Source organism: Gillisia xinjiangensis, from assembly GCF_046298265.1.
In the GTDB taxonomy this organism is placed as follows: domain Bacteria; phylum Bacteroidota; class Bacteroidia; order Flavobacteriales; family Flavobacteriaceae; genus Gillisia; species Gillisia xinjiangensis.
This window is the reverse complement of record NZ_JBKAHK010000005.1, coordinates 26414-47965: the sequence shown is the minus strand read 5'-3', so window position 1 is coordinate 47965 and position 21552 is coordinate 26414. Positions and strand designations below refer to the sequence as shown.

Sequence of the window (21552 nt, the reverse complement as noted above, 5' to 3'; positions counted from 1 at the left end):
CAGCCTAACCAGATAAACCCGATTTCAGGCTTATTTGGATTATCCATCAATGATGGATTAAAAGAATTTCAGCCTAATTGGCGTATAAAGTTTAAAGCATTATAAATTCATGATCTATATTTTACCGTTACTTGCCGTACTCATCGGTTTTATAATTTCTTTATTTCTAAAACCCTCCTCCTCCAAAAGGTTTCAGTTTTTACTTTCTTTCAGCGGTGCCTATCTCCTTTCGGTTACTGTATTTGAACTTTTTCCCGAGGTATATCGATCTGGAAACGAACAGGTAGGAATTTTTATAATGATGGGGCTTTTATTACAGATAGTTCTGGAATTCATTTCAAAAGGTGTTGAGCACGGACATATGCATCTGGATAAACAAACCAATAAATTTCCATTGCTGCTTTTGATAAGCTTAAGTATTCATTCGCTCCTGGAAGGTTTCCCGCTGGAGCAAAGCGAACATTTACTTCATGGCGTGGTAATTCACAAAATACCGGTAGCAGCAATTTTATCTGCTTTTCTTTTAAATTCAAAAATTGGCAAACCAAAAGCCATCATTTTTCTGGGAATATTTGCTTTGATGACTCCGCTGGGTAGTTGGTTGCAGGCAAATATTTTGGAAATCAGTGCCTACGGAACCTATATCAATGCAATAGTAATAGGAATTTTTCTTCACGTTTCCACAACTATTTTATTTGAAGCCTCTAAAAATCACTCCTTCAATGCTGCCAAACTTGGGGTAATCATTTTCGGGATCGCTTTGGCTTATTTTTTATAAGAATGTTCAGCAAGGAAGAATCAAAAAATATCAGGGAGGAATTCTGGACTGGTTTTGGAAAACAATATTCCAGAAAATGGATCCTCTATGATACAAAGATGAAAGAGCTTCAGCTTAAATTTAGCTTTGACAATAAAACGGCAAAGGTATCTATGGACATTTCTTCCAGGGATGCCCTTATACGCACTTATTATTTTGAAAAAATCATTGCATTAAAAAGTATCCTGCTTACCGATTATTTGCCGGATGCCACTTTTGAAGAATCTTTTCTGCTTCCTGAAGGGAAAACAATTTCAAGCATTTTTGTGGAACTGGAAAATGTGAATATTCATAACAGAAAGGACTGGCTCACCGTGTTTGAATTCTTTTATGACAAGATGAACCTCATGGAGGCCTTTTTTCTGGAATATGAACCTTGTATAAATGATTAAGACCTTGCCAGATTCGTAGTTAAACTATGAAAGGTCTGCCCTTTTTCAGAACAAACCTTTCAACAACCAACCAAAAAAATCAAATAACAATAAAAACCTGATCAGTGAATATTGGGGCAGAAAAGATCTTCATATTTGATTTTGGCTAAAAAAACAAATCAAACCTTTTTACAATAAATTTTTCACTTAAAAGCCTAATAGTGAATGCTACATACTTATTTACGGAAAATAAAGCGGTACGGTTTTTATTCTTTTGATATTTAACATTTTCTACTTAAAAATGGAAGTTACTTCTAAAGATTTTTTAGGGAAATTTATAGCTGCGGATAGCTTTTATATGTTTTCTATGACTTTTTCTGATTGTTCTCCATTGCAATTTTAAAGCCTTTAAAAGGCCTTATAATAAGTCTTGCCGCTTTATCATAATTGATATAATTGTATACCCAATTAAAGAAAGTGACAAACCTGTTTCGGAATCCTATTAAAAACCATAAATGGATGAACATCCAGATATACCAGGCAAAAAATCCACCAAATTTAAATTTTCCGATATCCACCACAGCACGGTTTCTTCCAACGGTGGCCATAGATCCTTTATCAAAATATTCAAAAGCTTTTAGTTGCTCTCCTTTCAGAAGTCGGGAAAAGTTTTTGGCAAGATGGCTTCCCTGCTGAATTGCGGGTTGTGCAACCATAGGATGTCCTCTGGGGTAGTCTTCACTTTGCATAATAGCTATATCCCCAATGGCGAAAATATTCTCATAGCCATGAACCTGGTTGAATTCGTTCACTTGATACCTGTTTGCCTTTTCAATCATTGCTGAAGCATTCAATCCCGCTACCGGCGCCCCGGTAACCCCGGCAGACCAGATAAAGGTTTCAGATCTCAGTTCAAGATCGGTATTGGTTTTTACCAGGTGACCATCATAACTTTCAACCATGGTATTAAGGTGGATATGAACCCCCAATTCCTCAAGGAATTTATGTGCATTTTCGGATGCTTTCACACTCATAGGAGGCAAAACCCGGTCAAGACCTTCCAGTAAATGGATTTGCATCTCATCAGCAGCAATATCAGGATAATCCTTAGGAACTACTTGGTTCCGCAATTCGGCAATAGCACCGCTTAATTCTACACCGGTAGGACCGGCACCGGCAAGCACAAAATTAAGGAGCGCCCTTCTCTTTTCTGGATCTTCTGTAATTACAGCCTGTTCCAGGTTCTCAAGAATCAAACTCCTGATATTTAAAGCCTGTGGAACGGTTTTCATCCACATTGCATTTTCTTCGATGCTTTTATTTCCGAAGAAATTGGTTTTAGAACCTGTGGCGATTACTAAATAATCATAATTTAAATCACCAATATCTGAATGAACGATATTGCTTTCCGCATCAATTCCAGTTACTTCCCCCATTCTGAAATAACCACCGGAATGAAGCCTTGTAATTTTTCGCAACGGATAGGCTATGGAGTCCGGTTCAAGGCCGGAGGTAGAAACCTGGTATAACAATGGCTGAAACGTATGGTAATTGTGCCTGTCCAGCAATACGGTTTGCAGCGGTAGTTTTAATAATTTTTGGGCAAGGGATATACCCGCAAATCCACCTCCTATAATGACAACACGCGGCAACTTTGTTTCAGGAATGTTCATTTTTCTTTTTTTATAAAGTTAACACTTCGATGTCACAGCGGAAACATTAATGTAAGTTTAAATATCAAACGAAAGAGTTATAACCGCTTCTTTTAGCACAGCCTTAAATCCATATTTTACATATTTAAAAACAACCAACATATTTTTCGCACATTTGTAACATCTTTATAGAAGTTAAGACTAATGATTTACTAGCCAAATTTAGTGGATAAAGAACTCGAACATCAGTTTGTTACCAATCTGGAAACGCATCAGAATATCGTGCACAAAATTTGCCGGATCTACACAAATGATCAGGCCGAGCATAACGATTTGTTTCAGGAGATTACCATTCAACTATGGAAAGCCTATCCAAAGTTCAGGGGGGAGGCTAAATTCAGCACCTGGATGTATCGGGTTGCTTTAAATACGGCAATTACCCTGTACCGAAAGAAAAAACGGGGAATACAAACAACAGATTATGATTCTGTTCATTTCAGGATTCAAGCCGAAGAATATGATGGGGAAGCAGAAAAACAGTTAACCTTATTATACAGTGCTGTAAAGGAATTAAATGATATCGACAAAGCACTGGTCTTTTTATATCTGGAAGACAAAAATTATAAGGAAATCTCAGAAACCCTTGGTATAAGCGAAGTAAATGCAAGAGTGAAAATGAACAGAGTTAAGACAAAGCTTAAAAAAATATTAAATCCCTAAGCATGGATGAATTAGAACTTTTAAAACAAGACTGGAAAAAACAGGAAGAGAATTATCCCAGGCTTAGTTATGAAGCTATAAACAAAATGATTTGGAAACGATCCTCTTCTATTGTAAAATGGATCTTTGTAATAAGCATTCTGGAATTTCTGTTCTGGGCAATTTTAAACATTTTTCTTGCCGATGAAGCATATTGGAAGGAAATGGAACTTCTTAACCTGAAGGAATTTACTATAGGTGTATATATCATTGGCTATGCGATTACATTCTTTTTTATATGGCAATTTTACAGAAATTATATTAAAATCTCATCTACGGATGATTCCGCGACATTGATGAAAAACATATTAAAAACTCGAAAAACGGTTAAATATTATATTGGTTATGTTATTATTTCCACAGCCATAACCTCCCTTGTTTACTTATATTTCACCTTTAATTATCATATGAGCAATGCTGTTCCCGAAGCAGCAGTGTCCTATGAATTTAATTTTAATCAATGGCTTTTGTTTATTGGAATGACAACTATATTAATACTTGTTTTCCTGGGTATTATATGGTTGTTCTACAGGCTTCTTTATGGCATTCTTTTGAAGCGTCTTTCCAAAAATTATAAGGAATTGATGAAACTGCAGGTTTAAGTACTATGTGCCATCAGTTCAAAAATAGTTTTAAATTTTGATGCAAAAGGTTAAAATCGAAATCATAATATTCAATTATAATCAATAAAATATTTTACTTGCTCTTTATTGATTAGTTTTGTAAAAAAGCCAAGATTGCTGGCATTAAAATAAAAGAAAAATGGATTTCACAAATCCCCTCGTGTATGGGGTGCCTTGTTTTTTAGGACTAATCCTATTAGAACTTACCTATAGCAAAACCCATCATAATAAAGATCTTTATAACTGGAAAGATTTAATATCAAGTCTTTCTCTTGGAATAGGTTCTGCTGTTATCGCAGCACTTATTAAAACGGTATCCGCAATACTTATCTTCAATTTTGTTTATGAGCTTTTTAATCCGATAGTTGCAGGTGTACGCACCAATATTATGGGATGGGAATCTTTTGGATATGTATGGTATGTTTGGATATTCTGCATGCTTTTAGACGATTATACCTATTACTGGTTTCACCGTCAAAATCATATGGTGCGGTTTCTTTGGGCAGCTCATATTGTGCACCATTCTTCCGATAATTTTAACCTTGGGACCGCAGTTCGAAATGGTTGGTTTACCATATTATATAAACCATTTTTTTATGTTTGGATCGTGATGATAGGCTTTCCGCCAGAAATGCTTGTGGTATGCCTGGGAATTGAAGCTTTATGGCAATTTCAATTACACAGCAAATACATTCCGAAACTGGGGATTGTAGAGCGCTTTTTAAATACGCATACCATGCACCAGGTACACCACGCCAAAAACCTGGAATATATGGATAAAAACCACGGTGGATTCCTAAATGTTTTCGATAGAGCTTTTGGAACCTGGAAGGAACTCGATCCTGAAATAGATATAGAATATGGAGTTTCAACACCGCCAAACTCCTACAACCTTTGGATTATCCTAACCCACGAGTATAAAAATATATGGGAGGATACCAAAAAATCAAAAAATTGGGGACATAAATTTATGTATGTTTTTGGCGCACCAGGATGGAGTCATGATGGAAGTTCCCTTACGGTAAAGCAAATGCGAAAAGCACAGAAAGAGGAAGCCGCATAACTGCTGGTTTAAAATTTCAGTGCTAAGCAAATTTTTAGTCGAATTTCCACCGCTATTTGAATCCAGGTGTATTTAATATTCCCATTTCCGTTCTTTATTAAGATCTTCCATATCTTCAATGATTTCCGGCGAAATAACCTTTAAAAATGAAGGATGTTGCTCTATGGCGTATTCCAGTTTCTCCACGATTTCTTCAACAGTCTCATTTTCATAATCTATATCAAGAGGAGGTTTGATTTGAAAAGATTGGAGGATACCCCGTTTCTTTATCCGAATGCCTTTTTTATCAAAAGAGCGACGAAAACCATCTATAACAATAGGAATTACAATGGGTTTATGATTTTTTATGATGTGTGCGGTACCCTTTCTAATGGGTTTAAAAGGCTTTGTTGTTCCCTGCGGAAAAGTGATTACCCAACCATCTTTTAATGCAATTCCTATATTTTCAGTATCATTTAAATTAACCTCCCTGTGAACATCTTTCCCCTTAGACCTCCAGGAACGTTCTACGCTTACCGCTCCTGCATAGGCCATTATTCTTGTAAGCAAGCCTGCTTGCATTGTTTCTTTGGCAGCAACATAATAAATATTCAATTTTGGATGCCATATATAGCCAATATTTTTGATCGAATCCACGCGGCCGCTCAAACTCGCATTAAAAACATGAAACATCGCGGTAACATCGGCAAAATAGGTTTGATGGTTGGAGACAAAAAGCACATTGGTTTCCGGGAGATTTTTAATGATTTCCGATCCTTCAATGTGCAATTCATTGAAGCCACGGAAACGACGATGCGTCAATAATCCAAAAAACCGGATTAGCCACTTTTTAAGAATAAGAATATGTCCAAACGGATTTCTTTTTAACAATCCCATTTACAGTTGTTTTAATCAAAAACCTCGGGGCAAGCCCAAAGGGTATGAATTGGAAAATACTTTTAAAAATTTGAGAAGCCCGACTGAATGATTCGGGAACCTGCCGGTCCGTCATACGGGTTAAAACCCTCAATGAGCGATTAAAATTGAATAGCTCTCAAAAAAAGAGCCAATATAAATAAATTCTCATTCAAAAACCTCGGCAAGCCCACAAGGTTTTTTCCGATATTTTCGGGAGGCCCGCCTGAACGATTCGGGCAGGACTCGGGGAACATGCCCGTCCGTCAAGGCCGGTTAAACCCTCAATAAGGGATTAAAGAACTTCCTTAAGCAATACTTTCAATTCATTTAGCATCATCGCCGTTGCGCCCCAAACTATATGCCCGTTTAAATTAAAGGCGGGAACCAGTATATTTTTGGCATAAGAGGTATTCAGGGTTTCAGTGATCATATTTTTCTCATCCAGAAAATGATCAATATCAACCTCCAGTATCTGTTCCACTTCGCTTTCCTGCGGAACCAGATATGGGGTTTTATTCACCAATCCCACATAAGGATGGACCCAGAAATTGCTGGGTGGGATATATAACTTTGTCAGTTTTTTTATCACCTCGACCTCCTGCTTTGGTATACCTACTTCTTCTTCGGTTTCTCTAAGTGCAGTATGTTTTAAATTCTTATCAAAAAGCTCTACCCTTCCGCCCGGGAAACCAACCTGATTGGAATGTACCCCTTTATAGGTTCTCCTTAAAATCAAAACAAGCTTTGTGTTTTCTTTCTGGTCCGGATAAAAAACAGCCATTACACCAGCCTTATTTGGCTTTCTGGATTCAATATCCAGGTTTTCCAATTCCTTCACCCTAATTATTGGCGCCAATTTATAGTGAGCTTCCTCTCCCGGAAGATCAATTTTTTTTAAATTTGGCATATTAGACCTAAAATCAGAGAATTTCATGAGCAAACATATTTTACTCCTTTCGAGTTTACTATTTCTGTTTTTTGCAAGTTGTGAAGATACGCAAAAATCGAAGAATATTAATGTCAAAACAACTACAAACAGTACCAAAACCGATAAGGATTCTTCTTTAATTAAGAAGATCCGGGAAGAAAAAAAGGAAGAAAAGAAACTCGTGATCAATGAGGAACCTATGCTGGTCCAGGAAGAATTAATTCCTTTTTTACTTGAATACGGAAAGGAGAATCCAGAAAACCGGATAAGGATAAAAACGCGTTTTGGAGATATTGAAGTTACTCTGTATCGGGATACTCCCTTACATAGGGGTAATTTCTTGTTTTTGACAAAACAGGGTTATTTTAACGGTACTTATTTTCACAGGGTAGCTGAAGGTTTTGTCATTCAGGGAGGAAATTCAGATAACCGTGAAACCAGTATCAAAAGAAACAACATTGGGTCTTTTCTTATTCCAAGTGAATTTGAAGCCGGACATCGCCATACCAGGGGCGCTTTTTCGGCAGCAAAATATGCCGAGCAAAATGTGAGTAAGGCTTCTTCCCCTTTTGAATTTTTTATAGTGCAAAGCGAGCGGGGCGCTCATCACCTTGATAATGACCATACCGTTTTTGGAAGGGTTACAAAAGGTATGGATGTTGTGGACAGCATTAACAAACAACCTGTGGGCGAAGGAGAATGGCCAATGCAAAATGTGAAAATGGAGGTTGAAATAATCGACTAACTTATTGCTGAGTGTAATAATTAAAATCCCTGAGGATGGTCTTCACAAAATTAGATGGAGTCTCCTGTGGTTCAACTTCCAGTAACTCTGAAATTTTTTTTGAAAGGGATAAAATCACCTTATGATTTCCGTCCCTTCTGGCATTTTGATATAAACTCTTAATGTTCTGAATATCTTTATCTTTTAACAGGGCAACCTGAGGGTATTTCGGGATATAATTTTCAGGGAGATCAACCATTAAAGTTTGTGATAAACCAAGCTGTTTTTTTTCAGAAATTACCGTGGTACCGGCTGCCATATCTCCCAGTCTCTGACCTTTTCCATTTAAAAGAATAGTTACCACAGCAATGCTTCCACTTGCCAGGGTGACATCGATTAATCTCAATAACCACCGGACTAAAAATTGACTAAACCGTGGACGTGAACCATCCAGTTTTACAACTCGTATGTTTAACGCAGCCTTTCCAGGCGTCCTTCCATTGTTAAAGGATTCAAACAATAAATAATATAAAAATATGGGCAAACCTATTATTAAATAGTAAACCCAAAGGTCTCCGCCCTCCATCCCAAGGCCTGCAATAGCCAAAGATGATAAAATTCCATAGGCGATGAGCAAAAAAGTATCCACCAAAAAAGCTAATATTCTCTCGCCTATTCCTGCAACCTTTTGTTGAATCCCAATATTTTGGGCGGTTTCTATTTGAAAATTGTCCATTAAATACGTTTCTTTGAGAGATATTAAAAACTACCAATGCGCGAGGCGGCTTTCGTGAAGCAAAATAAGGATAAATGGTTGGAATTTGAAAGGGAGCTTGGCACAAAAACCACCATTCCTCCTAAAAAAATTTCTGAACTCTATCTTGAAGTTACAGATGATCTTAGTTATGCTCAAACATACTATCCAAAAAGTAATACCGCTATTTATTTAAATGATCTCGCTGCACAGGCGCATCAAAAGATTTATACCACTAAAAAGGAATCCGGGAACTTCCTGTGGAAATTTTATGTTGAAGATTTCCCGCGAATGTTTTTTCATTTTCAGAAGCAATTACTCTTAAGCTTTATAATATTTGCTGTTTTTGTTACTGTTGGCGCCTTTTCGGCCTCCAGTGATGCTTCCTTTGTCCGTGCTATATTAGGAGATGCCTACATCAATATGACGATGGAAAACATCGAAAAGAATGATCCAATGGCGGTTTATAAACAAATGGGAGAACTGGATATGTTCCTTGGTATCACTATCAATAATATTCGGGTTGCTTTAATGGCCTTTACGTTGGGGATTTTAGCAGGAATAGGCACCGTTTTTGTTTTGATGCAGAATGCTATCATGTTAGGTTCTTTTCAGTATTTCTTTTACCAAAACGGAATGCTGTGGGAATCTGCCAGAACAATTTGGATTCATGGAACCATAGAGATCTCCGTAATCATTATCGCGGGATGTGCCGGCCTGGCAGTTGGAAAAAGCATCCTCTTCCCGCAAACATTTACCAGGCTTACTTCCTTTGTTCAGGGAGTAAAAAACGGATTGAAAATCGTGATTAGCACTATTCCGTTTTTTATTGTAGCAGGGTTTCTGGAAGGATTTGTAACCAGGTTAACCTGGATGCCGGATTGGTTGGCAATTTTAATTATTAGTCTATCATTTCTTAGCATTCTGTTCTATTATGTATATTATCCAATTTATTTGAACAAAAAAGAAAATTTAAATGCAAAACAATTACATTCAGTTTAAACAAAAAAGGGAGCTGGGAGAAATCATCAATGCTACTTTTAAATTTATCAGGGAAAATTATAAAACGCTTTTTAATTATTTGGTAAGCCTGGTAGGCCCCTCTTTTATTTTGCTTGTTGCAGCCTTGTCCTATTACACCTATTCGGTTCCCTCAAGTATATTACAATCAATGGATTTCTCCTCCGGTGACTTCATCATTGCATTCTCCGTACTTGCTTTAACCTTATTGATTTATTACTCTTACCTGTACGCAACCATTTATCATTATATAAAATCCTATATGAGGCATGATGGAGAAACAGTGGAAGCTGAGATCACTACTGGGGTAAAAAACGACTTTGGAAGGCTGCTCATGCTCTTTCTTGTTTCTGCTATCATAATGTTTGCAGGATTTGTCCTGTTTGTGATCCCGGGGATTTACCTTTTTGTACCGCTTAGCCTTGTGGGAGCTATCATGATCTTTAAACAAACCAATTTAACCGATTCTATTTCGTATTCTTTTACCCTCATAAAAGATAATTGGTGGATGACGTTTATAACGCTTATTGTAACAGGATTGCTGGTTTATATTATTGGCCTGGTATTTCAAATTCCGCTAATTATTTACACTTTAGTAAAAATGATGACCATGGTGCAGGAAGGATCTGCAGCAGATATGGCTTTGGATTCAGATTGGGTTTTAATCGTGCTTCAGGTTTTAGCATCTCTTATTCAATATATACTTTACTCCATCAGCGTTATTGTAATTGCTTTTATTTATTTCCACTTAAACGAGGAAAAAAATCTTACCGGTACCTTTGAACAAATCGACAACCTGGGAAAATAATCTTATGCAATTTTCTTTGGTCTTATTCCTACTACTATTCTTTTGTTCATCCTTTGGCTGGACACAGGATACTATTTCCCAAAGTCCGAAAAAGATCAGCTATGACACCAATGGCAGCATTGAGTCTTTAAAATTTGAAGAGCAGCAAATTAAGGAATATAAAACCGAGAAAGCTTTTGATTATCTAAATGCTGCAGAAAAAGACAATTGGTGGACCCGGTTTAAAGAATGGGTGACCATGAGGTATCATCAAATTTTAGATTGGTTATTTGGCGATTATGAAGCAAACACTATCCTCGCTTTTTTCCTGAAGTTACTGCCATATTTATTGCTCATGGCAATTGTAGCTTTTGCAGTCTGGCTTTTTATCCGGTTGAATCCCGGAAATTATCTTTTAGCAGCTAAAGAAGAACCTGAAGTATTTCTTACCGAAGAGGAAAAAATCATCAAATCTGAAAATATTTCCGATCTCATTGAACAGGCGATCCGTGATGGAGATTACAGGCTCGCAGTTCGTTATTATTACCTGCAACTCCTGCGGCAACTAAATGCGAAGGAATTGATACAATATGAATTTCAAAAAACTGATACCGAATATTTAAATGAACTGAAAAAGGAACATTTCAGGCCGGAACTTAAAAAGCTCATGCGGATTTATGATTTTATTTGGTACGGTAGTTTTCCAATTTCTGAAGATGACTTCAAAAAGACGCAGGGATTTTTTCAGGATTTTCAAACTTCACTAAAAACCCTTCAAAATGAGTAGAGGTTTGAAGTTAGCGTTTGGAGCTTTCCTCCTTTTGGTGCTTTTCTTAACTTACCTGGAAGCCACTCAGCCAGAACCGGTAAATTGGAACCCAAGCTACCTCGAAACCGATAAAATTGCCCTGGGGAGTTTTGTGCTTTTCGATTCCTGGACCAAAAATAAGGAAACACCCCTTGAAAAAGTAAAAATTCCCCCTTATGAGTTTTTGAATGAAGCTCCAAAGGGAACCTATTTCTTTCTGAATAACACTGTGGCATTTGATGACAGTGAACTCAAAAAAGTCTTAAACTGGGTATCCCAGGGAAATTCGGTTTTCATTTCTGCAGGATATATTGGAAAGAATTTACTGGATACGCTCAACATGAAAGCCACAACTTACAGCGGAATGGAAAATTTCATTTCCAGGCCAGGGCTTAATTTTGTGCATCCCAAATTAAAAAGAGATACCGCTTATAAATTTACCTATGACGTGGAATCACTTTATTTCAGTGAAATAGACACTTTAAATCAAATGGTTTTAGGTATTGCCAACTATACCGACGATGCTTCCGAAGAAAAGAAAATAAATTTTATAAAGTCCCAATTTGGAGATGGTGAGATTTTTTTACATTCCAATCCACAGGCATTGGCAAATTACTTTTTACTTTCCAACGATAACTATCACTATGCCGAAGGGGTTTTGGCATATATAAACCGCGATGAAAAGGTTTATTGGGATTCCTACTACAAATCAGGTAAAGCCTATGCTTCCTCTCCCCTGTATATTTTACTTGGGAACAAAGCTTTAAAGTGGGCTTACTATCTTGCAATAGCAGGCTGTATTTTATTTATAATTTTTGAAGGTAAAAGAAAACAACGTGCCATTCCGGTGGTAGCGCCATTAAAAAATCAAACCTATGAATATTCTAAAACCATAGCCAATCTTTACCTTGAACAAAAAGAATTTAAGGCACTTGCCCAAAAACAAATCAAACATTTTTATGATTATATTCGAACGAGGTACAGAATTGATACTTCCGTGGAATCTGATCATTTTTATTCGGAATTAGCCATAAAAAGCGAACATAGCCAAACCGAAACAGCAAATCTTTTTGAAAAATTCAGGGAGCTATCCAATAAAATTCAACTAACAAAACAGGAATTACAGGATCTTAATACTATGATTCAATCCTATAAAAACTCAAATAATGAATAACGAAACCTTTGAAAATCCTGAACTAAATTTTGACAACCGAATTCCGCTGGAAGATCTTAAAAAAGCGGTAATAGATTTAAAGTCTCAATTGGGGAAAGTCATCATAGGACAGGAAAATTTTATAGAACTGTTAATAGCCGCACTTTTGGCAAACGGACATGTCCTAATCGAAGGCGTTCCCGGAGTGGCAAAAACCATTACCGCGAAACTTTTTGCCAAAACCCTGGAAACAGATTTTAGCAGGATCCAGTTTACACCAGATCTCATGCCCAGTGATGTTTTGGGAACTTCGGTACTTAGTTCGAAATCTTCCGATTTTGAATTTAAACCGGGGCCAATTTTTTCCAATATTGTGCTAATAGATGAGATCAACCGCGCCCCGGCAAAAACTCAGGCTGCATTATTTGAAGTGATGGAAGAGCGGCAAATCACCATAGATGGAAAAAAATACCTGATGCCACCACCATTTATGGTTCTGGCAACTCAAAACCCCATAGAACAGGAAGGAACCTATGCCCTGCCAGAGGCGCAACTGGACAGATTCCTCTTTAAAATAAAAGTGGATTATCCTACTCCTTTGGAAGAAGTGGAAATCCTGCAATCTCATCATGATAGAAAGGGAGCTGCACCCGAAGAAGGAATCATCGCGGTACTGACTCCTGAAAAACTTCTGGAACTTCAAAAACAAATTCAGGGTGTTTTGGTGGAAGAAAAATTGCTTAATTACATTGCGCAGCTGGTTATTAAAACCAGGAATCATCCGCATTTATACCTGGGAGCTTCTCCAAGGGCTTCCATTGCAGTGATGAATTCTTCCAAAGCTATGGCAGCAATCCAGGGAAGGGATTTTGTGATTCCGGAAGACATTAAAAAAGTACTGGTTCCCGTTCTTGCCCACCGGGTGATTCTTTCTCCGGAAAAAGAAATGGAAGGAATCACTCCAGAAAACGTGATCGATCTTATTGCCAATACTATAGAAATCCCCAGATAAGTGCACTTTATAAAAGCTATCTATTTTCAGCAACGGGTATTTTGGGCCATTTTTGGAATTGCGGGATTGTTCTTGTTTTCCTTCTGGATCCCGGTATTGTATGCCATTACCTGGATATTATTAATTTTATTGCTTTTTGCTATCCTTCTGGATACCGTGATTTTGTTTTCCAGAAATGGCATAAATGCACAAAGAATACTTTTTGAAAAATTCTCAAATTCAGATCAAAACCCGGTGATTATTCAAATTCAGAATAAATACAGGTATAAGGTTTATCTTGAAATAATAGATGAACTCCCGGTTCAATTTCAAAAACGCGATTTTCTGAAGAAAACTGAAGTTGATTCTAATTCCCAAACAGAGTTTCAATATTTTGTTCGTCCTGTGGAGCGCGGGGAATACTATTTTGGAAAACTAAACCTTTTTGTTTCCAACAAATTGAAATTGGTGAAGAAACGACTGATTTTTGATGAAGACCAAATGGTTAAAGTTTATCCATCCATTATTCAGATGCGGAAATATGATTTCCTGGCTATTGATAAAAGATTAAAGCAACCTGGTTTAAAGAAAATAAGACGGATAGGACATACCCAGGATTTTGAACAGATAAAGGAATATGTCCCGGGAGATGATATAAGAAGTATCAACTGGAAGGCAACCGCCAAACAAGCCGGATTGATGGTAAATCAATTTCAGGATGAAAAAGCCCAGCCGGTTTATTCGGTAATAGATACCGGCAGACTGATGAAAATGCCTTTTAACAGCCTTAGTTTACTTGATTATTCTATAAACAGCAGTCTTGCATTTTCCAATGTCGCTTTGCAAAAAAAGGATAAAGTAGGCCTGCTTTCTTTTTCAAACAAGATAGGAAGCCTGCTTCCCGCCAACGCTAAAAAAACCCAGCTCAATTTAATCCTTCACAATCTCTATAATATTACAACTGAATTTCGCGATTCAGATTTTGGGTTGCTGTATACCACGGTTAAAAGACAACTTACCCATCGCAGTTTGCTCATGCTGTATACCAATTTTGAACATATGAATGCTTTGAACAGGCAACTTCCCTATTTGAAAGCACTTTCTAAAAAGCATATCGTGGTGGTGGTACTTTTTGAAAACACCGAGCTGGAAAAAGCTATCCAAAATGAAACCTACCAAGTACCGGAACTGGCCCATCAAATTATTGCAGAAGATTTCCACTACGAAAAAAGGTTGATTGTTAAAACACTTCAACAACACGGAATTCAAACCGTTTTAACCCGTCCGGAAGAACTTACGGTTAACACTATTAATAAATATCTCGAGATAAAAGCCCGGGGGATATTGTAGGTATAATTTTAAGTCGCTTTACTCTCAAATAAGTCACAATTAAGAATATTTTGTATATAATCCAGTTTCACTGTGTTAGATTTGACTTTCTCAAAACCTGATTCTTATGAAATATTTGATTCTATTTATAACATTGTTTGTTTCTACATTTGCCTTTTCTCAATCTGAAAACACCTCCACAGTTACCGTGAGTGTAAATAATCTGTCCAGTAATGAAGGTTGTTTGCTAATGGGTATTTATACTGAAATGATCTTTATGAAATCCGCTCCTAAATATACAGCCAAAGGGGATATTAAAAACGGAAGCGCCACGATAACCTTTGAAGGAGTTCCTCCCGGAACCTATGCAATATCTGGTTTTCATGATCTGAACGGCAATAATAAAATGGATTTTGAACCTGGCGGGAAACCAGGGGAACCTTATGGAATATCAAATAACAAGGTAAACCCTAATGGCCCTCCTGTTTGGGAAGACTCAAAATTTGAAGTTTCCCGAGAGCCGTTGAAGATGGAAATTATATTTCTGAACTAAACTATAGATGAATTGTTTATTTTTTAACAATCAAATAGAAATAATCAATACATTTGTATTTGATTATTAAATTTGATTTATGACAATTACCCAATTACAGTATGTATTAGCAGTTGCTGAATATCAAAATTTTACCAAAGCAGCTCAAAAAGTCTTTGTAACCCAGCCTACCTTGAGTATGCAAATTCAAAAACTTGAAGATGAATTGGGAGTTCGTATTTTTGACCGGAGTAAAAAACCTATTCAGCTTACCGAAACCGGGCGAAAAATTGTTAATCAGGCTCGAAATATTGTAAATGAAAGCGATAGAATTCAGGATATTGTAGATCAGCAGAAAGGTTTTATAGGCGGCACTTTCAGGATTGGCATAATTCCTACCATAATGCCAACGCTTTTGCCTATGTTTCTAAATAATTTCATCAAAAAATATCCAAAGGTCAAACTTAAAATCGAAGAACTCAATACAGATACTATTATTGAGCGACTCAAGGAAGGCCATTTGGATGCTGCAATTGCCGCTACTCCCCTGGAAACGGAAAACATCAAGGAACAGATTTTATATTATGAACCTTTTGTGGCCTATATTCCCCAAAGTCACCGTCTTTCAAAACTTGAAAAGCTAAAAGTAGAAGATCTTGATATCGATGATATTTTATTGCTTGAGGATGGTCATTGTTTCAAGGATGGAATTCTAAATTTATGTAAAACACCCAAAAATTTAAATGGTGACCATTTCCAATTGGAAAGTGGAAGTTTTGAAACTTTGGTTAAACTCGCCAATGAAGGTTTGGGAATGACATTACTTCCTTATTTGCACACCCTGGATTTGAATGAAAACGAAAGTAAAAATTTAAAAATGTTTCAAGATCCTGTACCTGCAAGGGAGGTAAGCCTTATCTACAATAAAAGTGAACTTAAAATACACATCATAGAGGCGCTTAAAAGTACAATCTCCGGAGTTGTAAAAGGTGCTATCGCCTTTCAAAATGTGAAGATCATAAGTCCTTTAAGCAAGAGTAAAAAGAAGCTGCAGTTTAAAAAGTCTAATTAGATTTTCTGAATAAAAAATTGGCTGTCTGAAAATAATTTCATCAGACAGCTTTTTTATAAATAAGAAACAGTGAACTTTAGTATTCCACTGCCGTCCAGGTTCCCTGATGATTAGGATAATTGAAAACACCACTCATTTGTTCTACTTCTATAGGACCGGTATATGTAACATTGCCTGGGTTTGAGCTATCAAAATCATAAAAAAGATCATTACCTGTTAAAGTCCAGGTACCATTAGTAAGATAAGTCCCCGGAGAAGTAGGCTCATCATAAACAGCTGTTCCATCGGCATTGAATACCACATCTCCGTGCCAGGAAGTATTTTGGTCGTAAACTACATGAAAATCCCAGGTAGTCCCTCCTAAAGAATTCGTGGTGATCGATTTTTCATTACTGTAGGCTGTACCTTCTGCGTTTGTCGCATAAGTTTTAAAATAATAGCTAGTATTTGCTTCAAGACCTTCAATTTCACTGGTAAAGTTTGCTGAAGATTCTGTGGTGAAATTATCACTTAAGCTTGGATTAGTGACGGTGCTCCATACCGTTCCACGGGCTACAACAGGATCTCCCCCGTCATCATCAACCAACCCGCTGATTTCGATAGTGGTATAGGTTTTTTCTACATCTGCAGCTGTTGACTCCAAAGTAACAGTAGGAGTAGTGGCTGTTAAAATTGTAGGATTATTATCTGTTGAACAACTTGCAAACAACAAGCTTAAACTAAATAAAGAAAAGATTTTAAAAATAATTCTCATATTGAATGATTTAATTTTTTCTACTTCGGAATTGATTTGGCTTTTCGGAATGTTCCCAAAATTTGTATAACTGAATTAAAACTCAGTTTAAGCAGAAATGCTAGCGATAAATTCAAGAGAATATCGAAATTGGACATATAATTCAGTTAAAGAGGGGTAATCTACAAAATAAATAAGAATATGTTAAATTTTATATCAAAGTATTGAATACAAATACTTCAAATGAACTATAGCATGAAAGAAAGATTAGGAAAGTATAAATTCTTTAGCAGATGAAATTAAAAGTTTTCAATTATAAAGAGCAAAAACTTTTTCGAAACCTAATTTCATAGCCTTTTCAAAAAAAATAAGCGGCTTTGAGGCCGCTTATTTTTTAGTTTAAATATATTAGACATTGATTTAATTCCGGGTTCTGTCTGGTTAATGAAATAATCCAGATTTTTAATTCCTCGATTTCATGAGGAAGTAAACGCTGAATTGCTTTTTTTACTTCTTTGCAGAAAAGAACCGCATCAAAACTAACCTTATGCAAGATAGTTTTGGTGTATTCAAACATCGCTCTCGCCATAATTTGAAATTTTTTAGGTTATTGAATGATTAGCTTAAAAGAGTAGAAATAAATCAATAGGCTTTAAATTTTAATACTTTTTAAATATAGTGAAAAATTCCTGATCTTCTCCCTTTTTAACCAGCAATTATGAAATCCTTTAGTCATTATTTTAGTTAAGGAAGCTCAAATTCCATACAAATCGTGAAATTAAACCTTCTGTCTCCCTAACTACATCACCCATGCCTGAACAAGACAATAATGAATTTCGTGCTTATTTCTTCCTGATCGTCCATTCAAATTCAAAAGTAGAAACTTCAATTCCTTCCTCATTAGTTCCAACAGACTTCATCCAGAATGTTTGTCCGTCGCCCGTAGAGATTGTTTTGTCTATGGCATCCTTGATCAATTTCCCATCACTGCATACGAAGCGTATTTTTCCGGTTGCCTTTTTGGTGAAAACCGCCTTATTTTGAGCTACCAGCATGGAAATCTTTCCCCCGCTTTCGCGAATATGGCCCATTACCAAAGCTCCTGTACTTAATTCGGCTGCCATGGCCTGGACCGCGAAATAAAGTGAATTGAAAGGGTTCTGATTGATCCATCTGTGTTTTACACCAACCTCGCAGCGCTCTTCACTGATTTCTTTCACACGTACCCCACTAATCCAGGCACTTGGCAATTTGAACATTAAAAATTTATTGAGTTTTCCCGGCGTTAAATCCATAAGTATGATCGTATTTTTTCTAAAAGTATTCAAATTTTAGAACATACCGAAATGTTAAACTTTTCATAAAATTTAAATATATACAGTACTTTGCTTTGCATAATACCTTCTTTAAGACATATATTTGTATTATAAAAATAAAAACGATGAACTCACAATCCACAAATCCCGATAAAACTATAGCAGCACTCATCCATGTTTCTGCATTTTCAAAATATATTATTCCCCTTGGGAATTTTATACTTCCACTAATTTTATGGACTGCAAAAAAGAATGATCCATTTGTGGACGACCACGGAAAACAGGCACTGAATTTCCAGATAAGTATTTTTCTGTATTTCATTTTACTGGTTTGTCTAGGAATAGCGGGAATCGTTTTTCTGGGAGTAAATTTCACTTTTCAGGAACCTTTTATTTTTTCACCAGATTTAATTCATATTGGAGATCTGGGAAAAGCTCTGCCTCTTTTATTTTTTATAGGCTTTATAGGAATCCTTTTACTGGCATTGTTCATCCTGGAAATTGTTTGCGTCATCACCGCAACGGTTAAAGCCAGTGAAGGACATTTATACAAATATCCTTTAACCATTAATTTCATCACTCCAACTCCGCTTGGGGATCATCAATCAAAAAATGAACAGTTTAACAACACTCAAAACCAAACGCTATGAACATTGAAAACACCAAGGCGCAAATGCGTAAAGGCGTACTGGAATACTGCATCCTCTCTGTGTTAAGAGATAATGATGCCTATGTTGCAGAAATCCTCGAAACGCTTAAAGACGCAAAATTACTGGTAGTGGAAGGCACTATTTATCCACTGCTCACTAGATTAAAAAACGCCGGTTTGCTTAACTATCGCTGGGAAGAATCTACCGGTGGGCCACCAAGAAAATATTACGGATTAACAGATACCGGAAAGGATTTTCTCAAAGAGCTTACCCATACCTGGGATGAATTGCAAACCGCTGTAGCTATAGTAACCACACAAAAAAACAAGAATCATGAATAAGACAGTCAATATAAATCTTGCAGGCATTTTCTTTCATATTGATGAAGATGCTTTTATAAAATTGCAACATTATCTGGATGCAATTAAACGCTCCTTAAGTAATGCCCAGGGCCGGGAGGAAATCCTGGCTGATATTGAAGCCCGTATTGCTGAATTATTTAGTGAAAAAACAAAAACCGATCGCCAGGTAATAAGCATCCGGGAAGTAGAAGAAGTGATAGCTATTATGGGACAGCCGGAAGACTATATGCTCGATGAGGAAATCTTTGAGGATGAACCAACCTATGCCCGCTCTAAACCATCCGGAAAGCAACTTTTCCGCGATACCGATCATTCTTACGTGGGCGGGGTTTCTTCAGGACTGGGCCACTATCTTGGAATCCAGTCTATCTGGGTACGATTGCTTTGGATCATACTTACCCTGGCTTCAAGCGGCGCCTTTATCCTTATCTATATCGCACTCTGGATCTTCGTTCCCGAAGCTAAAACCACAGCCGATAAACTTTCTATGCGCGGCGAAGCGGTGAACATCACCAATATTGAAAGAAAAATAAGGGAGGGTTTTGATGATGTTAGCGGAAAAGTTCGAAATGTGGATTATGAAAAATACGGAAATCAGGCCAGGACCGGAGCTTCTTCGGCAGCCAAGGGTGTTGGATCCGGAATTCTGTTTTTACTGAATATCTTTGTGAAATTAATAGGAATTCTTATCCTTCTAATAGCTGGAACAACCTTAATTGGACTTTTTATCGCTCTTTTCACGGTAGGAACCTTCGGAATTATAGATGCGCCATGGACAGATTATATTGAGATGGCAGGAATAGGTGCTCCACTTTGGACAATATCCCTGTTAACATTCTTCGCTGTTGGGATACCATTTTTCTTCCTGTTCATCCTGGGGTTGAAAATTTTGGTCAGAAAATTAAAATCGATTGGAACTCCTGCAAAACTGGTTTTGTTGGGGCTTTGGTTACTTTCCATAATAGGACTTGCTGTTCTGGGGATTAAACAGGCAACTCAGCGGGCTTTTGAGGGGGAAGTGGTAACCACCGAAGTCTTGCCTATTACACCGCAAGACACACTTTATCTGGCGATGAAATATAATCCCGATTATTCTTCCGGAGCCTATAAAACCGATTTAAAACTGAAATTTGATGAGAAAGATAACAAGATAATGTATTCAACCGATGTTCGACTGGTTGTTAAATCTACCAAGGATTCTACAGGAAGGATCGAGATCATAAAAACCGCTGATGGAAGTGATTACAAAGATGCCAAACAGCGCGGTGAAAATATTAGGTACAATACCAATTTTTTAGGAAATGAGCTATTCCTCGATTCTTATTTCACCGCCAATCTCAAGGATCACTACAGAGATCAGGAGGTTAGGGTCGTAGTATATCTACCGGAAGGCTCTACCCTTTATACCGATAAAAATATAGCCTCCTTTCACCGGTCTTCTGATTATTATGGCAATATTTTAAATTATGACCAGGAAGGAAATTATTTAAAAATCGCTGAGAATTCCATCCTCTGTGCAAGCTGTCCTCAATCTGAAAGAGACAACTGGGAAGAGGACTCCTGGGATAATGAAGATGAATTTGATGGAACCATAGATTTTGAAGGAGGAGATTCAACAGATAATGTGAAAATCAGAATCAATGGGAAAGGAATAAATATAAATAAGGATGAAACCAATAAAATACGGATCTCCCGGGACGGAATAGAAATTCAAAACAATTAAAAAATGACCGCTCTAACCAATTTCCTAATCGCGACGCTGGTAAGTATATTTGGTGCCTTAACAGGACATGATTTAATACCTGAGATTTCAGATACCAAAAGATCATTTTCTTATGAAGAAAATACTGGCTGTAATCCAGCTGATTATGATAATTGTATAAGTTTTAACGAAAAAACATGTATAGTGTTAAAAATATAACTGCGTACATTCCTATAGAATAGATTTGTCCCCGATAACCAATTAATTCACGAAATTATGAAACGATTTTTTAAAGTAAGTTTATTATTATTTGCAATGAGTATATCTCTTGTAGCTTGCAGGGAAACCAACGAAGCCGATGACTTAACTGAAGACGCTGAAGTTAAAGTAAGCGAAGACGGGCAAAAAATAAAAATAAAAACTGACGATAAGAAAATAAAAATAAAAACCGATGATGATGGTAATGTAAAGAAAAAGGTTAAAATTGATGGTGACGATAACTAGGAAAT

25 protein-coding genes are annotated in these 21552 nt (G+C 36.8%); 18 read left to right on the top strand and 7 right to left on the bottom strand.

The genetic code is table 11. From position 1 onward, the window contains the following. Positions 1 to 109: 109 nt before the first annotated feature. Both ACKGJN_RS09710 and ACKGJN_RS09705 read left to right on the top strand, forming a co-directional pair. Positions 110 to 778, top strand: a complete 669-nt coding sequence (locus ACKGJN_RS09710; RefSeq protein ID WP_409539294.1) for a ZIP family metal transporter — start codon at positions 110 to 112, stop codon at positions 776 to 778. 2 nt (positions 779 to 780) lie between these two features. Beyond that, positions 781 to 1209: a DUF4268 domain-containing protein gene (locus tag ACKGJN_RS09705; protein WP_409539293.1), complete on the top strand. Its 429-nt coding sequence runs from the start codon at positions 781 to 783 to the stop codon at positions 1207 to 1209. Between the two features lie 344 nt (positions 1210 to 1553). Here the strand turns inward: ACKGJN_RS09705 and ACKGJN_RS09700 are convergent, their stop codons facing one another. Continuing rightward, entirely contained in the window at positions 1554 to 2861 is a 1308-nt protein-coding gene (locus ACKGJN_RS09700) for an NAD(P)/FAD-dependent oxidoreductase (protein WP_409539292.1), read from the bottom strand. Positions 2862 to 3065: 204 nt separating this feature from the next. Between ACKGJN_RS09700 and ACKGJN_RS09695 the strand changes: the two genes are divergently transcribed. From ACKGJN_RS09695 to ACKGJN_RS09685, 3 genes are all read left to right on the top strand, one after another. Continuing rightward, the gene (locus tag ACKGJN_RS09695; protein WP_409539291.1) at positions 3066 to 3560 is read left to right on the top strand and encodes an RNA polymerase sigma factor; all 495 of its coding nucleotides are present in this window, start codon (positions 3066 to 3068) and stop codon (positions 3558 to 3560) included. 2 nt (positions 3561 to 3562) lie between these two features. Further along, positions 3563 to 4201: a hypothetical protein gene (locus ACKGJN_RS09690; protein WP_409539290.1), complete on the top strand. Its 639-nt coding sequence runs from the start codon at positions 3563 to 3565 to the stop codon at positions 4199 to 4201. Positions 4202 to 4361: 160 nt separating this feature from the next. After that, the gene (locus ACKGJN_RS09685) at positions 4362 to 5285 is read left to right on the top strand and encodes a sterol desaturase family protein (RefSeq protein WP_409539289.1); all 924 of its coding nucleotides are present in this window, start codon (positions 4362 to 4364) and stop codon (positions 5283 to 5285) included. A gap of 72 nt (positions 5286 to 5357) precedes the next feature. Here the strand turns inward: ACKGJN_RS09685 and ACKGJN_RS09680 are convergent, their stop codons facing one another. After that, complete coding sequence (locus tag ACKGJN_RS09680; protein ID WP_409539288.1) at positions 5358 to 6161, bottom strand: lysophospholipid acyltransferase family protein; 804 nt, start codon at positions 6159 to 6161, stop codon at positions 5358 to 5360. A 313-nt stretch (positions 6162 to 6474) separates the two neighbouring features. Continuing rightward, positions 6475 to 7116 carry an NUDIX hydrolase gene (locus ACKGJN_RS09675; protein WP_409539287.1) on the bottom strand — a complete coding sequence of 214 codons (642 nt, stop codon included), beginning with the start codon at positions 7114 to 7116 and terminating at the stop codon, positions 6475 to 6477. Here ACKGJN_RS09675 and ACKGJN_RS09670 point away from each other — a divergent pair. Next, on the top strand, positions 7115 to 7855 hold the full coding sequence (locus ACKGJN_RS09670) for a peptidylprolyl isomerase (protein WP_409539286.1): 741 nt from the start codon (positions 7115 to 7117) through the stop codon (positions 7853 to 7855). The two genes, ACKGJN_RS09675 and ACKGJN_RS09670, sit on opposite strands and share 2 nt — an antisense overlap. A gap of 1 nt (position 7856) precedes the next feature. Here the strand turns inward: ACKGJN_RS09670 and ACKGJN_RS09665 are convergent, their stop codons facing one another. After that, entirely contained in the window at positions 7857 to 8570 is a 714-nt protein-coding gene (locus ACKGJN_RS09665) for an RDD family protein (protein WP_409539285.1), read from the bottom strand. Positions 8571 to 8606: 36 nt separating this feature from the next. Here ACKGJN_RS09665 and ACKGJN_RS09660 point away from each other — a divergent pair, with 36 nt between their 5' ends. The 8 genes from ACKGJN_RS09660 (at position 8607) to ACKGJN_RS09625 (ending at position 16280) form a co-directional block, all read left to right on the top strand. Then, entirely contained in the window at positions 8607 to 9590 is a 984-nt protein-coding gene (locus ACKGJN_RS09660) for a stage II sporulation protein M (RefSeq protein WP_409539284.1), read from the top strand. Further along, the gene (locus ACKGJN_RS09655; RefSeq protein WP_409539283.1) at positions 9565 to 10416 is read left to right on the top strand and encodes a hypothetical protein; all 852 of its coding nucleotides are present in this window, start codon (positions 9565 to 9567) and stop codon (positions 10414 to 10416) included. The genes ACKGJN_RS09660 and ACKGJN_RS09655 overlap by 26 nt, the downstream gene beginning before the upstream one ends. Continuing rightward, positions 10388 to 11182: a DUF4129 domain-containing protein gene (locus ACKGJN_RS09650; protein ID WP_409539282.1), complete on the top strand. Its 795-nt coding sequence runs from the start codon at positions 10388 to 10390 to the stop codon at positions 11180 to 11182. Before ACKGJN_RS09655 ends, ACKGJN_RS09650 begins: the two co-directional genes overlap by 29 nt. Beyond that, the gene (locus ACKGJN_RS09645; protein WP_409539281.1) at positions 11175 to 12377 is read left to right on the top strand and encodes a DUF4350 domain-containing protein; all 1203 of its coding nucleotides are present in this window, start codon (positions 11175 to 11177) and stop codon (positions 12375 to 12377) included. The genes ACKGJN_RS09650 and ACKGJN_RS09645 overlap by 8 nt, the downstream gene beginning before the upstream one ends. Further along, on the top strand, positions 12370 to 13368 hold the full coding sequence (locus ACKGJN_RS09640) for an AAA family ATPase (protein ID WP_409539280.1): 999 nt from the start codon (positions 12370 to 12372) through the stop codon (positions 13366 to 13368). Before ACKGJN_RS09645 ends, ACKGJN_RS09640 begins: the two co-directional genes overlap by 8 nt. After that, complete coding sequence (locus ACKGJN_RS09635; RefSeq protein ID WP_409539279.1) at positions 13369 to 14697, top strand: DUF58 domain-containing protein; 1329 nt, start codon at positions 13369 to 13371, stop codon at positions 14695 to 14697. Between the two features lie 106 nt (positions 14698 to 14803). Beyond that, a complete protein-coding gene (locus ACKGJN_RS09630; RefSeq protein WP_409539278.1) occupies positions 14804 to 15229 on the top strand; it encodes a DUF2141 domain-containing protein in 426 nt (141 codons plus the stop codon). Positions 15230 to 15308: 79 nt separating this feature from the next. Beyond that, positions 15309 to 16280 (top strand): LysR family transcriptional regulator, encoded by a 972-nt coding sequence (locus tag ACKGJN_RS09625; RefSeq protein ID WP_409539277.1) that lies wholly within the window; start codon positions 15309 to 15311, stop codon positions 16278 to 16280. A 76-nt stretch (positions 16281 to 16356) separates the two neighbouring features. Here the strand turns inward: ACKGJN_RS09625 and ACKGJN_RS09620 are convergent, their stop codons facing one another. The 3 genes from ACKGJN_RS09620 to ACKGJN_RS09610 all read right to left on the bottom strand — a co-directional run bounded on the left by ACKGJN_RS09620 (position 16357) and on the right by ACKGJN_RS09610 (position 18308). Continuing rightward, a complete protein-coding gene (locus tag ACKGJN_RS09620; RefSeq protein ID WP_409539276.1) occupies positions 16357 to 17034 on the bottom strand; it encodes a hypothetical protein in 678 nt (225 codons plus the stop codon). A gap of 373 nt (positions 17035 to 17407) precedes the next feature. Further along, on the bottom strand, positions 17408 to 17602 hold the full coding sequence (locus ACKGJN_RS09615) for a hypothetical protein (protein ID WP_409539275.1): 195 nt from the start codon (positions 17600 to 17602) through the stop codon (positions 17408 to 17410). Positions 17603 to 17855: 253 nt separating this feature from the next. Then, positions 17856 to 18308: a DUF4442 domain-containing protein gene (locus tag ACKGJN_RS09610; protein WP_409539274.1), complete on the bottom strand. Its 453-nt coding sequence runs from the start codon at positions 18306 to 18308 to the stop codon at positions 17856 to 17858. Positions 18309 to 18454: 146 nt separating this feature from the next. On the opposite strand from ACKGJN_RS09610, the gene ACKGJN_RS09605 reads away from it, so the two are divergent. The 4 genes from ACKGJN_RS09605 to ACKGJN_RS09590 all read left to right on the top strand — a co-directional run bounded on the left by ACKGJN_RS09605 (position 18455) and on the right by ACKGJN_RS09590 (position 21547). After that, complete coding sequence (locus tag ACKGJN_RS09605; protein ID WP_409539273.1) at positions 18455 to 18979, top strand: DUF4870 domain-containing protein; 525 nt, start codon at positions 18455 to 18457, stop codon at positions 18977 to 18979. Beyond that, complete coding sequence (locus ACKGJN_RS09600) at positions 18976 to 19320, top strand: PadR family transcriptional regulator (protein ID WP_409539272.1); 345 nt, start codon at positions 18976 to 18978, stop codon at positions 19318 to 19320. Before ACKGJN_RS09605 ends, ACKGJN_RS09600 begins: the two co-directional genes overlap by 4 nt. After that, positions 19313 to 21064 carry a PspC domain-containing protein gene (locus ACKGJN_RS09595; RefSeq protein WP_409539271.1) on the top strand — a complete coding sequence of 584 codons (1752 nt, stop codon included), beginning with the start codon at positions 19313 to 19315 and terminating at the stop codon, positions 21062 to 21064. Before ACKGJN_RS09600 ends, ACKGJN_RS09595 begins: the two co-directional genes overlap by 8 nt. 255 nt (positions 21065 to 21319) lie before the next feature. Beyond that, positions 21320 to 21547 carry a hypothetical protein gene (locus ACKGJN_RS09590; protein WP_409539270.1) on the top strand — a complete coding sequence of 76 codons (228 nt, stop codon included), beginning with the start codon at positions 21320 to 21322 and terminating at the stop codon, positions 21545 to 21547. Positions 21548 to 21552: the final 5 nt, after the last annotated feature.